At 31.8% G+C, this 15825-nt stretch carries 13 protein-coding genes and 5 tRNA genes; 3 read left to right on the top strand and 15 right to left on the bottom strand.

Annotated elements, in window-relative coordinates:
* Window positions 1-17: 17 nt before the first annotated feature.
* The 8 genes from B4J88_RS14255 to B4J88_RS14220 all read right to left on the bottom strand — a co-directional run bounded on the left by B4J88_RS14255 (window position 18) and on the right by B4J88_RS14220 (window position 10751).
* Complete coding sequence (locus B4J88_RS14255; RefSeq protein WP_291067891.1) at window positions 18-3401, bottom strand: hypothetical protein; 3384 nt, start codon at window positions 3399-3401, stop codon at window positions 18-20.
* Between the two features lie 93 nt (window positions 3402-3494).
* A complete protein-coding gene (locus tag B4J88_RS14250) occupies window positions 3495-5126 on the bottom strand; it encodes an ArnT family glycosyltransferase (RefSeq protein ID WP_291067890.1) in 1632 nt (543 codons plus the stop codon).
* Complete coding sequence (locus B4J88_RS14245; protein ID WP_291067889.1) at window positions 5110-5745, bottom strand: lipid-A-disaccharide synthase N-terminal domain-containing protein; 636 nt, start codon at window positions 5743-5745, stop codon at window positions 5110-5112. Before B4J88_RS14245 ends, B4J88_RS14250 begins: the two co-directional genes overlap by 17 nt.
* Window positions 5745-6458, bottom strand: a complete 714-nt coding sequence (locus tag B4J88_RS14240) for a glycosyltransferase family 2 protein (RefSeq protein ID WP_291067888.1) — start codon at window positions 6456-6458, stop codon at window positions 5745-5747. Before B4J88_RS14240 ends, B4J88_RS14245 begins: the two co-directional genes overlap by 1 nt.
* A gap of 76 nt (window positions 6459-6534) precedes the next feature.
* Window positions 6535-7629 carry a glycosyltransferase family 9 protein gene (locus B4J88_RS14235; protein ID WP_291067887.1) on the bottom strand — a complete coding sequence of 365 codons (1095 nt, stop codon included), beginning with the start codon at window positions 7627-7629 and terminating at the stop codon, window positions 6535-6537.
* Between the two features lie 123 nt (window positions 7630-7752).
* On the bottom strand, window positions 7753-8457 hold the full coding sequence (locus B4J88_RS14230) for an SDR family oxidoreductase (protein ID WP_038330800.1): 705 nt from the start codon (window positions 8455-8457) through the stop codon (window positions 7753-7755).
* Window positions 8458-8470: 13 nt separating this feature from the next.
* Window positions 8471-9247, bottom strand: a complete 777-nt coding sequence (locus B4J88_RS14225) for a hypothetical protein (RefSeq protein ID WP_291059743.1) — start codon at window positions 9245-9247, stop codon at window positions 8471-8473.
* Between the two features lie 67 nt (window positions 9248-9314).
* The gene (locus B4J88_RS14220) at window positions 9315-10751 is read right to left on the bottom strand and encodes an amino acid permease (protein ID WP_371875724.1); all 1437 of its coding nucleotides are present in this window, start codon (window positions 10749-10751) and stop codon (window positions 9315-9317) included.
* A gap of 181 nt (window positions 10752-10932) precedes the next feature.
* On the opposite strand from B4J88_RS14220, the gene B4J88_RS14215 reads away from it, so the two are divergent.
* From B4J88_RS14215 to B4J88_RS14205, 3 genes are all read left to right on the top strand, one after another.
* The gene (locus B4J88_RS14215; protein WP_219033914.1) at window positions 10933-11601 is read left to right on the top strand and encodes a hypothetical protein; all 669 of its coding nucleotides are present in this window, start codon (window positions 10933-10935) and stop codon (window positions 11599-11601) included.
* Window positions 11556-12086: a hypothetical protein gene (locus B4J88_RS14210; RefSeq protein WP_280050631.1), complete on the top strand. Its 531-nt coding sequence runs from the start codon at window positions 11556-11558 to the stop codon at window positions 12084-12086. The genes B4J88_RS14215 and B4J88_RS14210 overlap by 46 nt, the downstream gene beginning before the upstream one ends.
* A gap of 89 nt (window positions 12087-12175) precedes the next feature.
* Complete coding sequence (locus B4J88_RS14205; protein ID WP_125349990.1) at window positions 12176-13078, top strand: ketopantoate reductase family protein; 903 nt, start codon at window positions 12176-12178, stop codon at window positions 13076-13078.
* A 36-nt stretch (window positions 13079-13114) separates the two neighbouring features.
* Here B4J88_RS14205 and B4J88_RS14200 read toward each other — a convergent pair whose 3' ends face one another.
* The 7 genes from B4J88_RS14200 to trpB form a co-directional block, all read right to left on the bottom strand.
* Window positions 13115-14029 carry a hypothetical protein gene (locus tag B4J88_RS14200; protein ID WP_125349989.1) on the bottom strand — a complete coding sequence of 305 codons (915 nt, stop codon included), beginning with the start codon at window positions 14027-14029 and terminating at the stop codon, window positions 13115-13117.
* A gap of 47 nt (window positions 14030-14076) precedes the next feature.
* Window positions 14077-14151 (bottom strand) — tRNA-Pro (locus tag B4J88_RS14195).
* Between the two features lie 22 nt (window positions 14152-14173).
* Window positions 14174-14257 (bottom strand) — tRNA-Ser (locus tag B4J88_RS14190).
* 19 nt (window positions 14258-14276) lie between these two features.
* Window positions 14277-14350: transfer RNA gene (locus B4J88_RS14185), tRNA-Arg, on the bottom strand.
* 24 nt (window positions 14351-14374) lie between these two features.
* Window positions 14375-14449: transfer RNA gene (locus B4J88_RS14180), tRNA-Pro, on the bottom strand.
* A gap of 51 nt (window positions 14450-14500) precedes the next feature.
* A tRNA-Pro gene (locus tag B4J88_RS14175) sits at window positions 14501-14575 on the bottom strand.
* Between the two features lie 60 nt (window positions 14576-14635).
* Complete coding sequence (trpB, locus tag B4J88_RS14170; protein ID WP_125349944.1) at window positions 14636-15820, bottom strand: tryptophan synthase subunit beta; 1185 nt, start codon at window positions 15818-15820, stop codon at window positions 14636-14638.
* Window positions 15821-15825: the final 5 nt, after the last annotated feature.

Here is a 15825-nt window from a genome sequence, read left to right as displayed (position 1 = left end):
AAATCGTCTTTTATTATTTAAAACCTCGCTTGCACTTGCACACTTCCCGTATGTATTGGCTTATTTTCTTCGGTTTTTCGTCCATCATACGAAATATTCAATTGCAAAAAACTTGTGATTTGCCGTTGGATTTGCAACTGCCAAACAAAATTATTTCCAGCGCGCAAACCTTCCATCATTTGATTTCCAACAACAGATTCTTGGTTTCCGATAAATTTATTGTTGATAAAACTAAAACTTCCCAACAAACTCATTTTATCCGAACCGTTCCATTGAATTTCTGTTCCCAAATCCGACTGATTTAATTGCTCTTCACCCGAAACATTCTTCTTATTTTGATAATTATAAAACAACGACGCAACAAGATTTTTTTCTGTTTGATACGTAATTTTTGGTGATAAACGAAGATTATTTAACTTATATCGTCTACTCAAAAATAATTCAGAATCGCTGTTAATCACCATATATTCAGTATCGAAACTTGCGATTAGATCTTGCAAAATCTTATAACGCGCTTGCAACAAATAACTGTCTGAATCACGGTATTCAGAACCTGTGTAAACATACGTTTGGGATTGTTGTTGATTGTAAATAAAATTTGACGACCATTTATATTGTGTTCCTTGATTAAAGAAAATCGACGAACGAATACTTCTTGTTTTACCTAAAATTTGAGCCGAATTCGTAAAAGGATTCCATTCTAACGTCGTTCCTTCTTTGCGCAACGAGTTACTTGCCGAGATATTTTGCTGAAACATCCAACGATTCCAGAATTCATTTTCGGTATTAAAAACTTGTTTTGGACGAAAACGCAACGTAAAATTGAATTGATTTTTATTCGTTTTCAAATACTCGATTGTATTCGTATACACGCGAATATAATTTGCTTGGTCGATAAATTCTGCCACTTCAAACTCGTCAATTTGCTCAATTCCATCGCCGTTATAATCCGTCCATTTGTAAATTCCCATTCCATCCGAAACTTTTACATACTGAAATTCACGCTGCGGTTCCACACCGCTTCCCACTTCATAATCTACATTTAATTGTAAACCTTGATTGAAAAAAGCTTTGTACCATTTTACGCTTCCTGTCATAAAATCTTCGTTCGGCGCATCTAAAAATTGATAATTAACTCGTCGATAATGGAAATTTAAATTTAATTGATGATTTTGTTTTTGTATTAATGTTGAATTAAAAATAGCTCCTTTACTTTGTTGAATATTTTGCCAAGTCCCTAAACGAACCGAATCGTCTTGACGTTGATAAACCGTCAAATCGATTTTATGACCAAGCGAATCTGCAAAACCTCCTTTCAACTGAAATTCATTCCATTTAAAACTTAAATCTGATTTTTGATTTTTTGTCAAATCATCCATGTCATTATTCTCGCCCCAAACTCTCGCTCCAACCCAAAATTTATTTCCAATTTTTCGTTTTCCATCTACCATATAACGCGCAAAATTGGTATTTTGAAGCGTTGCTTTTGTTGATAAAATATTTGCTTGCGCAACGATTTCGTCTTTTTCAGTTTTATAATTTGCATCAAGTTGATTTCTCAAACCTTTGTACAAACCAGTATTTTCAAGATAATCGAATTTATATTGTGCATTAAATTTTTCTTTCCAAGATGAATTGATTTTTGCTGTGATAAAATTCTGATTTACGCCACTTAATTCTTGTTCCAAATTAAAATCTCGTGCAAATTCAACAGCTCGTAAACGCTCTGCACTTTTATAATTTTTATTAATAAAATTCCATTCCGCATAAGGTGTAATTTTCCAATTTTTGAAAGAAAATGTTTTTTCACCATAAACACGAGTTGCTAAACCAGAATTGTTTTGATCATCAATCGATGAAAATAAATTTTGATCATAATTACTCAAACCTAAATTAAAACCAACATTTCCATTATTTCTCAATTGATATTGTCCATTCAACGTATAAATCTGCAACTTTTTAGGCGAAATTAATTGCTTTATTGGTTCATAATCACCTTGTAAAACTCCAGCAATTGCTTCGTTATATTGAAAGACTTTCCCATTTTGATTCGCATTTATTTGTCGATAATTTCCTTGATTAGCGCCAACATACGTGAAAGCCACTTGATACAATTCATCGTTTGGATCCGTCGAATATTCAAAAATATCTAATCCATTTTGATTTACTTTTCGATACAAGATTTTATTCGAATCATACTTCGTTTTCTCTGCAGAAATGGTGTACATTTTATCTGGATCATTCCCTGCATTTGCCAAAATTTGCTTTTCAGCATCTGTCAAATCATTTCCAAGTGAATTATACTTCGAATCTCCTTGAGAAAAGAAAAAACCTGACAATTTCAATCGTTCCGATTCGTATTCAGCTCCACCATAAAGTAAAACTTGTGAATAATTTCGAGAATTGTACAAATACTCCACATTAATACGCGTATTTGCGGTAATCAATCGGTTTGAAGTGAAAGAAATTTCTCCTGTATTGTAATTAATTACATAATCATTTTGCTCGCCACGCTCCAACAAAACACCATCAATATATACTTTTTCACTTCCCGAAATAATAATCACATACAATTCATTATTCTTTCCAGAAAGCCTATAAGGACCTTGATTTCCGTCTTGTCCAACAAAATTAACACGCATAAATTCACCTCGTGTAATGCTTCCAGAAGCAAAAATATTGGTCGACGATTTTTCGCCTTTTAACTGAGTTGACAATTGTAAACCTGTTACTTTTTGATTAAATGGATTGAAAAAATCTCGTTCTTGATTGGTATTAATATCAATATGTCCAGCTCTAATTTTCGAATTTTTACTGGCTAATTCGATGTAAACTTTATCAAATTCTTGCAGATTTTGCGTGTATCCATCCGATTCTATTGGCACATTATTATCCGCAATCGCCGCATTTACTGTAATATCATCCGATAATTTTCCTGACAATTCCAAATCCAACGAAGATTGCACAGACGCACTTTGATTATTCCCAAAACGAATACCACGAACCATCGAACCTTTACTATTCAAACCATCAAAAACATCTTTGTTCGCTTGTTTTGAATTCGGTTCTATTTGATGAAAAATATCAACTGGTTTTGCATCATTAACAATGATATTCGGATTTTTGGCATAAAAAACAGATTCGGCTAATTTTGGATTAACAAAATACTGAATTTTCACCATTTGTTTGGCGATTGAAGAATTGAAATAAACCTCGTTTCGTTCAAAATTTATCGTATAAAATTCTTTTGAAATTGGATTTCCTATTGAATCTAAAATTTGAAATTTTTCTGACAAAATTCCTTTATTTTGCAGCTTTATCGTATCAGAAAGTTGAACAGAATCTTGTCTAAAATTAGGATTTTTCCACCCAAAATGTTGAGCAAAAACAAAACTGTTCACTAACCAAAAACATAGAAAAAATAGAATCCGAAACTGCAAAAGATTTTATTAGAATAACGAAAATTTAAGCTAAAAATTTTACTCGAAATTTAATCACTTTTTTTGAATCAAATAATAGTTTCTTTGGATACGATCGTTATAATTTTTTTGATTTTTTGAAGAATGATTCAAATCGACCACACCAATTTTTTTGATTGAATAATTATTGAAATGATCCGCAAAAAAAGTAGAATCTGACGGACTTGCTAACATTCCAAATTTCTCTTCTTTCGGAAAGATAGTTTTCTTTCCATCGTTAATTGCAGGAATTGAAGTCCCATAATCCAACACTATTTCAGGAACAAAACTTTGCCATTCGTATGTTTTGATTTGATTTTGTTGTTCTAATTTTTTCAGATTTTTAGCAGAAGAATACAATTCTTCGGAAAAAGTTAATTTGGAAAGTGGAAATCCAAACGCAACAACTGAGCACATCAATAAAATAGTTGAGTAAAATATCTGTTCGAATGATTTTATCTTTAATCCTTTAAAAATTGAGATTCCTAAAATTAATCCTACGACAGCAAAAGGAATCGACCAAACCAAAAATTCTGACAAACGATCTTTTGTATAAATAAAAACACCAACTGAAATTGCGATTCCTATTATTCCGTATAAACCAAACGCAAAATTGGTAAAATATCGTTCAGTTTTATTTGATAAATTTTTGAATTCTAATCGTAAATATTCGATATAAAAGCCAATATTCATCGCTAAAGGAATTAAAACTGGTAATAAATATCTTGATTTTTTTTCTGGAATTACAGATAATAAAACCACCGATAAAATCGTCCATAACCAAGCAAATTGATAGGCTTTTTTATTTGCAACTTTATTATTTAGATAAGGATAAATCAAACTTACCAAAGCAGGAATTGTCCATAAACCAGATTGCGTAAAGAAGCTCCAATAATAATAAATTGGGCGAGTATTATAGCTATGCCAATTGTTTACTTCCTTTTGAGAAGCCGCTAAAAAATGTTCTGGATCAAAATATTTCACATACATCATCCATGCAAATCCTACAACGCAACCTAATATTATCGTTAAAATTGTGATTCCTAAATTTCTTCCTAATTTGTATCTATAAACAATAAAATAAGCAATTAAAAACGGTAAAAATAGCGCATACAACGAAACTGGACCTTTGCTCATTATCGAACAAGCTAACAAGAAAAATGCAGCAATAAAGTTGAAAAAAATAAATTTTGATGATTGAAATTCTTTCACTAAAAACAATATCGCTCCCATCACAAAACTATGTGTGTACATGTCCCAATTGTTGTCTCTTCCAGAGAAAAACACGTAAAATGAAGTGATTAAAACCAATGATGAATTAACAACTTGTTGTTTTGTTAAATCGAAATGCGTTAATGTTTTATAGAACCAAACGACCAATAAAATGGTAATTAGAACAACTGGGATGCGTAACCAAAAAAAGTTTTCAAAACCAAAAACACTTCCAAAAACAGCCGTAATCCAAGTTGGCAAAGGTGGTTTTTCATAACGAGGCAAACCGTTAAGCGTGGTAAAAATCCAATTTCCATCGTGTACCATTTCTCGCGCCGAAATAATGTTTCGAGCTTCCATAATGTTCGTTTGTAAAACACCAAGATTGACAAACAACATCAAAATTGTTACGATGATTAAAAATAAAACTGAATTTTGCTTAATCCACTGAACCATTTTTTTCTTTTCGTTTGATTAATATATTTCGAGCATAAACGATAAATCCCATAAAATGACCAACAAATAAAACGGGATCTTTTCGAATAATCGCGTAAGTTAAAATCAACAATGATCCTGTTAAACTAATTGCCCAAAATCCCATTGGTAATTGCGATTCGTGTTTTCGTTCGGAATAAATCCATTGATAAACGAAACGAAATGTAAAAAGTACCTGAGATACGACTCCTAAAGATAATAACCACAAAGGAATTTTTTCGTTTTTGAATAATAAATCTACATCAAAAATTCCGTTATTGAAACCATACAAAACAATTAATGCAGGAAAAACATACAAGAAAATGCGTACTATTTTCGGGAATTCTTTCCAATGATTTTGAAGTTGAATATTTCTAATATAGATATAATACGTCAAAGTTTGACCCAACATAATCGAAAAATCATGACGTAAATAACCATAAAAAAACAATAAAACCGAAGCAAACAAGCTGACTTCCCAAAATAATTTTGGTGTAAGAACTTTCTTATTTTTTTCAGAAACAATCCATTGTAAAATAAGACGACTCGAAAAAAGTGCTTGTGCAAGAAAACCAATACTGATGATAACCCAATTTGGCATTACGCTCTTTCTTGAATTTTATAATTGATGTATTTTTTCTTCATCCAAACAAATGCAAAACAATCCATTAACGGTCCTAATAAACGGTTCCATAAATTGAATTTTGATTCGCCCGCGATACGAGGAAAATGTTTGACAGGAACTTGAGTAACCGTTCCGTTTTGTAATAAAATCATAGCTGGCAAAAAGCGATGCAAACCTTTGAACATCGGAATTTTTTTCGCTTTTTCTGCATCTATAACTTTTAATGGACAACCCGTATCATCCATTCCATCATTAGTAAATGCTCTACGAATAGAATTGGCAATTTTAGATGACATGTTTTTCACGAAAGAATCTTTGCGATCTGCACGAACTCCAGTCACCAAATCATATTGATCCGCTAACGCTAATAATTTATTGAAATCTTCTGGATCTGTCTGTAAATCTGCATCAATATAACCAACCCATTTAGATTTCACTGTATCAAAACCAGCTTTTATAGCAGCAGATAAGCCATAATTTTTGTCAAAAGAAATATAATGAAAAGCTTGATTTCTACTACAAATCTCTTTCATAAGAGCCAAACTTTTGTCTTTAGAACCATCATTAATCAATAAAATTTCAGTCTGTTTTATTGACTTTGACAGATATTGATTCATTGTTTCTTCCAATCTTATCAAGTTATCTTCCTCATTATAAATTGGGATAACAATTGTAAACTCTGTTGACATTTTTATATTATTTCAAAGGACAAAGCTATGAAATAATCAAACGAAATTAAAATATTTTTGTAGAAGTTAATTTACTTCATATCAAATCGATACAAATTTTATTTAATAATAAAAACAGCTTTTTAAACAATAATTTATCCATTTCTTGAACAAGAATCCCCTTATCTTCATTATTAATCAAGACCACAGCATTTCCTACTCCATAAGGTTTATAACGCTCTAAGAAGCTTTGATCTTTAAACAAACCAATTGTTTTTGTAGGCGCAGCACAACTCAAATGCATCATACCAGAATCAGCTGCAATCACAAATTCGCAACTTTTCATCACCGCTGCAATTTCTCTCACATCTTTACTATAATAAGTAGGTAATCTATGATTTAGCATCGAAATATTTTCGACAGGTAAAATTTCAATTAGATTATATTCTTGCGAATATTTTGGATAAAATAAATTATAAAATTCTATCCACCATTCCTCATCATAACATTTTACACCAGTTGCATACGTAAAAAACGCCAACGTTTTCTTTGAAGGATCTTGAATCAATTCATTTAACATTTCTATTCCTTTCGTAGATTCTTGCTCTGTTAACTGAATATTTAGAATTGGAATACCTAAATTTCCTTTTTTATTTTTGAATAAATCTAAATATTTTCTGAATTGATAAACTGGATATTGTGCTTGATGAATATGAATTTCTTGGTTCGAATTCATTTCAAATTCATTTCCAAAAATTTTATACTTAGAATTTGCAAAAGAAGTCGAAAGTAGTCCTGAAGATGAATTTTTATCAACATTAATCACTAAATCGTAATTCTTTTTCTTGATTTTTAGCCAAACTTTAGCGTATTGAATCAATTCTTTGAAAGGTTTTTTAGGTAATTCAATAATTTGATCAACTTGTGGATAGTTCTCAAAAATAATCGTGGCAACCTTACCTTTTACAAATAAGTCAATTTTAACATCTGGATTATATCGGATAATTTCCTGAATCAAAGGTGTAATCAATAGAATATTTCCTAGACGCTGATTAGGTCTGTTTATCAGTACTCTATTAAGTTCAAGAGGTTTTTCTTTGTCTATTTTTGGCAAATTACCATCACCTATTCCTCCTGTTAATCGACGCATAATTGTACGACGAAAATGATTGACTGATTTTTTAAAACTCATTAAAAAGTGCTCGTTAAAAAATACCTTTATTGTATTTCTTATTTTTCCACGAAACTATGTAAACTATTGGTAATTACGAAATATTTTTTTCATAAAAAAAGATCTCTTATCGAGATCTTTAAATTATTTTGTTTTAGTAGGACGAACTTCTATTTTACTTGGCAAAACATTTGGATTCATTTTCAATAAATCAACTACCATTTGTCCTAAATCTTCGGGCTGAATTTTCCATCCATCCTCTGAATTTGGCACATGATCATTAAAGTTTGAAGTCACAGAACCAGGCATAATCGTTGTACATTTGATATCATAATTTCTCAAATCTAACATCGCAGCTTGTGTAAAACCGACAACGCCAAATTTCGAAGCATTGTAACCCGCTCCATTCGCAAAGAAATTTGTTCCCGCCAAAGAAGCAATCGAAATATAATATCCTTTCGAAACTTTTAGTGCTTCAACAGACGCTTTTATCGTATGAAAAACTCCTGTTAGATTAGTATCAATCATCGCATTCCAATCTTCTAAAGAAAGTTCATCAACTGGTGCAAATTTTCCTAAACCAGCATTTGCAATCACAATATCCAAACGTCCAAACGCAGAAATAATTTGCTCAATTGCATTTTGTTCATCTTCGAAATGTCTCACATCCGACTGAATAGCCAATACATTTTGATTTCCTAAATAATGACGAGCTTTTTCAACATCATCAATGTTTCGTCCAGAAATTGCCACTTTCAAACCATTTTCTACCAATGATTTTGCAATTCCTAATCCAATTCCTTTTGTTCCCCCCGTTATATAAGCTACTTTACCTTCTATATTTTGCATAATTATTTTAGTTTTATTTTTGGTTCAGCCAATTCCATTTACCATCTTTTCGGTAAATAAATCCGCCTTCTTTTGCGTTATCTTGATGCGCATAAATCGCATCATAATCTAAAGTTACGATTTCATTTTTAGAAACTCCATTTAAATTTCGTTTCACTCCATCTTTATAATTCGAATAAAGTGGCGTTCCTTTTGGAATCATCATCAACGTTCCGAAATCATAATTTGTAATTTTGAACGGATCTTTTGCTCCTCCCAAACCATAAATTTGACTTCCTTTTTTCATATTATTCACAATAAATAAACGGATATTTCCTTTTGTATCAATCATTCTATATAAATAATCCACCACACCGTCACCAAAAAAGTCGCCTTTAATTGCGAAGCATTTGTAAGCTGTTGCTAAATAAAATTCGCTAAAAGCTGGGTGCGTAGAAATTTCTGTTTCGAATTGATTGACAAAATTTTGTTGTGTGATTAAATAACCACTAAACGCATACAAATCGCCTTGAGCAGAAGAATCATTAACTCCTTCATCCAAAATTAATTTAGACGAGCTAACATCTAATTTCACCCAGTTTCCACTTTTTGCTTTCCCATTATCTTTAATTGCAAACGCTTCACCTTTTTCTGAAATTTTAACAGGATATCCATACGGAATTTTACCAATTCGTTTTCCATTCGGACTTGTTCTAACTGTCAATCCTTCTTGCGCTATAACTTGATAAATTTCTTGTGAAAACACAATAGAACTCATCATCAAAATGAATCCAACAACTATTTTTTTCATGATGTAAAATTAAAAAGCTTCAAGTAATCTTGAAGCTTTTATATGAACTATTTTAAATTAAAATTTATCAAGAATTCTTAGTCTTTTTATTTTCTTTTACAATTCGATAAGCGATGTAAAGGAAGATCAACCAAACTGGAATTAATTCTACTGAAATTTTAAGTCCTGTAAACCACATAATCACTAAAATTCCAAATAAGAAAATTAGACAAATATAATTACTGATAGGATACAAGAAAGATGGAAATAATGTTTTTGTATTCTCCAAATTCTTTTGTTTTCGGTATTTAAGATGTGTTATCGAAATCATAATCCAGTTAATTACCAACGAAGAAACCACTAAAGACATCAATACATGAAATGCATCTTCTGGAATTATTTTATTAATTAAAATACAAATTGCTGCGAAAAAAGATGAAACTAAAATCGCCATAACAGGGACGTGATTTTTGTTTAATTTTTTTAAGAATTTAGGCGCATTTCCTTGTTCTGCCAAACCATATAACATTCTACTATTACTGTAAACAGAGCTATTGTAAACTGATAAAGCAGCCGTCAAAACAATAATGTTTAGTGCATTGGCAATTAATCTTGAAAAATCAATTGTGTTACCAAAAATATTTAGTTTCAAATGATTCAAATTCTCAAAAACCATTACAAAAGGACTACTTTTATCCGTAATCGTTTCCCAAGGAGCTAACGAAAATAAGATAATTAATGCTCCAACATAGAAGATTAAAATTCTATAAATTACTTGATTGGTTGCTTTTGGAATTGTTTTTTCTGGATTTTTAGCTTCAGCAGCTGTGATGCCAATCAATTCTAAACCTCCAAAAGAAAACATAATAAGAGCCATTGCGGCGAATAATCCACTAAAACCGCCTTCGCTATTACCAGATAACCAACCTTTTGGAAAAAAACCTCCGTTGTTCCAAAGATTTTGTATTGTTGCTTGTTCACCTCCAGTTCCGCTTATTAATAAGTAAGCTCCGAAGATTATCATAGCAATAATGGCAATTACTTTGATGATAGAAAACCAAAATTCAGCTTCACCAAACATTTTTACTGAGCCTAAATTCAATGCGTTAATCACAATAAAAAAGAACAAACTCGACGCCCATAATGGAATTTCTGGCCACCAAAATTGTACATAAATTCCGATTGCAGTCAATTCGGACATACTTACTAAAACGTAAAGAATCCAATAATTCCAACCAGAAGCAAATCCAGCAAAAGATCCCCAATATTTATATGCAAAATGACTAAAGCTTCCTGAAACAGGCTCGTTAACAACCATTTCTCCTAATTGGCGCATAATAAAAAAGGCTATAATTCCTGCAATTGCATATCCCAAAATAACAGATGGTCCAGCTAAAACAGCAGCAGGTCCAATTCCTAAAAACAAACCAGTTCCAATCGCGCCACCTAAAGCAATCAATTGAATATGTCGGTTAGTAAGGCCTCTTTGTAATTCTTTTTCTTCAGTATTATTTATTTGACTCACGTGTGATGTATTAATTTGTTAAATATATGTAAAAACTATTTTCTAAAAGAACAATTTGAAGAATTGTCTTGTTTGAATTAATATAAAGAAAATGCTTTAATAATAAATTTTATTCATGTTAAATCATCTAAAAATTGAAAAAATATTCAATAAAATTTCTAATTATATAAAAATCAACCTTATGAAAAAACTACTTTTTACTTTTTTACTGACATTATTTACCTCTGTTCAGCTTTTTGCAGATGGACCTTTTTTATATTCTTTACCTTTTGGTTCGAGAGTTTATCCTGATGAAACGATCTTAGAAAAAACGAAAGAAAAAGGAATTGATTATTCTACTTTCGAAAAATATATGTTGGATAATAATATAGAATTAGGCAAAAAAGTTGGGCTTCTTTCTGAACTCGAAGTTTATTTTGTGGTGAATGATAATCAAAAATCATATTTTGTTGATTATAAAGAGAAATTTAAAAAGTCAGTTGGAAAGAAATTTGGAACTAAAACTCCAATCAATGAACGATTTTTAATTGCGTTGATGGATGATTACGATATAGAATCTCCTAAAGTAGAAGTATATCAAAAATTTGTTGATGAAAATCCTCAAAGTAAAACGATGCAATTTGTGAATATTTTTGCTTATAATTTTAATCTTATTTGGGATGATGATAAAAAAGATTATTCTTCTATGAATGATTTTATAGAAAAATATCAAGATAATTGTTTGCAAAATTTTGAGAGTTTTAACAACGATACTTCTGCCGATATTTTTTCTGAATTTGAAGAGATTATTGCGTTAGGATACAATTGCGATTATGCTTTGAATGTCTTGCTCCTGCAAATAATCGATTGAATATTCTGAATCAAAAAACAGGATTTACTTTAAATAAAATTGCAAATGCAGAACCAATTCCAAGAATGGTTGTGACGTCAAATGCTTCTCAAATTGGATTGTCGGCTTATGAATGGTTAGGTGAGGAAATGATGTTAATTTCAAGCTTGAAAATTTCGGATGAAGAGAAAACTCTTCTGAATTATTTTGCCGTAAATGAAACATACAATTATATCAATCATGTCAACAATCTATATGTTTTATTTGAAGCGATTCAGAAAATGCCCTCACAATTAGCGAAATCTGCGAATAATAAATCTGTTGAAAAAATTGCTGCAAAAGATAATTGGAAGAAAATAAATCAATTGTATGATGTATTGAAAAAGAATTTTCAAAAAGAGAATGAAATAGCTGTAGATTCTAGCTCAAACCTTGATGATTTGCGTAATTTGATTTATTATTTGTATCTCAATCCAAAAGAATTGTCAAAAGTTTATCAAAACTAATTATAACCGAAATATTAAATTTTTTCAAAGACTTTAATTCGTAAATGTTGTAGATTTTATTTTAAATTTATCTTCTAAATAACAAAAAAATGAAATCAATTTATTTTCTTGGATTGGGAGCTTTAGGAGCAAAATATGCAGCGAGTTTTTATGAATATAATCCAGAAATTGTAAGTGTAATTGTAGATGAGGAGCGAAAAAATCGATACGAAAAATCGCAAATTTTTGTGAATGATAAAGCGTATGATTTTAATTATGTCACAAAAATCGAGGAGAATAATTATCCAGATTATATATTTTTAGTCGTTAAAAGTTCACATTTACAGCAAGCGATAGAAGATATGAAGCCTTTTGTTGGTGAAAACACAATGATTGTAAGTTTGATGAACGGAATTTCTTCTGAACGTGTTTTGGCAGATCATTTTGGATGGGATCGTGTGGTGAATGCAGTTGCATATATGGATGCTGTAAAAGTTGATAATCGCGTGACGTTTTCGAGTATAGGAAAAATTATTTTTGGGAAAATGGATTCAATTAATCATGATAAATTAGTCGATTTACATGAATTGATGAATGTTGCTGAAATTCCAAATCAATTATCGGATGATATTCAGAAAGCGCAGTGGGCGAAATATTTGGTAAATGTTGTCGGAAATCAATTGACGTTTTTGTTGGAGTTTCCATATGGACAATTTCGTACCAATCAACATCTCGAGGTTTTAATGGATATGATTTCTAATGAAGTTCTTGCAGTTGGGAATGCACATGGAGTTGCAATTGGTCAAGAAGAAGTGGATCGAATGAAATCTACGATGAAAATTGTGGATGAATTTGGTAAAACTTCGATGTTACAAGATCGCGAAGCAAAACGATATTCGGAAGTGGATGAATTTGCAGGCGAAATTATCAGTTTAGGAAAACAATATAATATTCCGACACCTTACAACGAGTTCATTTATAATATGGTAAAATCAATCGAAGAAACATATTAAAATAGTCATAAAGTCATTCAATTTTGGATGACTTTTTTATTTGAAATCAATCGCTTTTGGATAAGCAACTTTCTGAATAATATAAATCGATAGCATAAAAAATATACTCATGATTAATGTTGCAACAGGTAAATATTTTATCGAGTCAGAAGGTAAAATCATTGGTAAAATAACCATTGCAAAAGCAGGAGGTAAGCGTAAATCTGTTAATTTCAAAATAAACATTACGATAATCAAATCGATCAAGCCAATGATTAACCAATTATCAAGATAATGCATTGTTAAACAACCAGCCATTGTAGCCATGAACATTACAAGAATACGTTTTAGACGTACGGTTAATTTTAATGTTGGATTATTTAAAGATTCAAAAGAAATTACGATAATAGGTGGAATAGCAGAGAAATGTGCAAAACCGCTAAAATAACAAGCTGTAAACCAAACTACACATAATCCGATTAACCATCTGTTATGGCTTGTATAAATCATTGGAACCGCATTTTCAGTTGGTTTTAGTTTGAATATTTTTATTGATAGAAAAAGTAAAAAGACAAATAGAAATATCGCATATAGAAATACAAAAGATTCTGTATTTGTAACAATTGGTAATAATCCCGTAGCTAATGCTGGCGCAAGTTGACTTTTAAAAATTTTCAAGACAATTAACATTGCAACCAATACCAATGCTAATTTGAATGATAATATAATCGGTAAAAAATTAATCCCAAATCCTAAAATAGCAGTTATGGATGGAAGTAAAAAAATATGAAATGGTCGTTGTAGCCATTTATTTTCTCGAAACGTTAAAATTCCGACAGATAATGCAGCAACTTCTGGTAAAATAATTTCTTTATCATCATAAATCATTGCTGTTCCAATCATGATTAAAATAAATAGAAAAGCGACAGAGTATGAGACAAAAGATTCTTTATTACCTAAGATAGATTTCATGAAATAAATGTATAAAAAAAACCTTTGCAAATATACAAAGGTTTTTGTCGGGGTGGCAGGATTCGAACCTGCGACCTCCTGCTCCCAAAGCAGGCGCGATGACCGGGCTACGCTACACCCCGATTCGGTCATTCAAAAAAAATGCGGAGAGACAGGGACTCGAACCCTGGCATCGGTTTCCCGATGACAGATTAGCAATCTGCTCCATTACCGCTCTGGCACCTCTCCTGGTTTTTAATAAAACGTGTGATCCAGTCAGGATTCGAACCTGAGACCTACTGCTTAGAAGGCAGTTGCTCTATCCAGCTGAGCTACTGGACCGATCCAAAAATTCATTGAATTTTGTCGGGGTGGCAGGATTCGAACCTGCGACCTCCTGCTCCCAAAGCAGGCGCGATGACCGGGCTACGCTACACCCCGATTCGGTCATTCTTTTACCATAAATCTTTCTATTTTCGGATGAAAATTTTGTCGGGGTGGCAGGATTCGAACCTGCGACCTCCTGCTCCCAAAGCAGGCGCGATGACCGGGCTACGCTACACCCCGATAGATTTCATTATCGTGGGTGCAAATGTAAGGTGATTTTTGAAAATTAACCAAATATTTTTAAGAATATTTTTCGGAAACTTTCATATATGTTTCTAAATCTTTATCTCCTCTTCCTGAAAGATTCAGAATCACAATGTCTTGCGGTTTAAAATTAATTTTTTCTAAAGCAGCTAAAGCGTGAGAAGATTCTAATGCAGGAATGATTCCTTCCTCTTTTGTCAACATAAAAGCAGCTTCCAAGGCTTCATCATCTGTTGCATTTAAGAATTCAGCACGTCCAGTTTTGAACAAATGCGCATGTAAAGGACCAACGCCAGGATAATCTAATCCAGCCGAAATTGAATAAGGTTCAACAATTTGTCCATCTTTATCTTGCATCAATAATGTTCGACTTCCGTGAATAATTCCTTCTGTTCCTTTGATAGTTGTAGCAGCAGTTTCTCCAGATTCTACGCCCAAACCTGCCGCTTCAACCGCGATTAATTTGACAGAATCATCATTTAAAAAATGATAAAAAGCTCCCGCAGCATTACTTCCGCCACCAACACAAGCAATCACGTAATCAGGATTTTCTTTCCCATATTTCTCTTTCATTTGTGCTTTAATTTCTTCTGAAATAATCGCTTGGAATTTCGTTACCATTGCTGGATAAGGATGAGGACCAACTACAGAACCAATGATGTAAAAAGTTTCAGGATTATTGATCCAATAACGAATCGCTTCATTTGTTGCATCTTTCAAGGTTTTACTTCCTGAGGTTGCTGGAATAACTTCTGCACCTAACATTTTCATTCGTGCAACATTTGGTGCTTGACGAGCAATGTCAATTTCTCCCATAAAAACGATACATTCTAATCCCATCAACGCACAAACAGTAGCAGTTGCAACACCATGTTGTCCAGCACCAGTTTCGGCAATAATTTTGGTTTTACCCATTCGTTTTGCTAAAAGAGCTTGACCAATCGCATTATTGATTTTATGTGCACCTGTATGATTCAAATCTTCACGCTTTAATAAAATATTGGTGTTATATCTTTTTGAAAGATTTGGTGCAAAATACAATGGACTTGGTCGACCAACGTAATCTTTTAATAACAAATTAAATTCATTTTTGAATTCGTCTGTATCGATATATTGTGCTAAAGCTTCAGATAATTCTTCACAATTATGATGTAATAACTCTGGGATAAATGCTCCTCCAAATTCACCATAAAAACCTCTTTCGTCAACTTCGTATTTCATTTTGT

The sequence above is a fragment of the Empedobacter sp. UBA5036 genome (assembly GCF_002415215.1).
In the GTDB taxonomy this organism is placed as follows: Bacteria; Bacteroidota; Bacteroidia; order Flavobacteriales; family Weeksellaceae; genus Empedobacter; species Empedobacter falsenii_B.
Note: the sequence above shows the minus strand (reverse complement) of the source record. Positions and strands in the feature narration are given on the sequence as shown.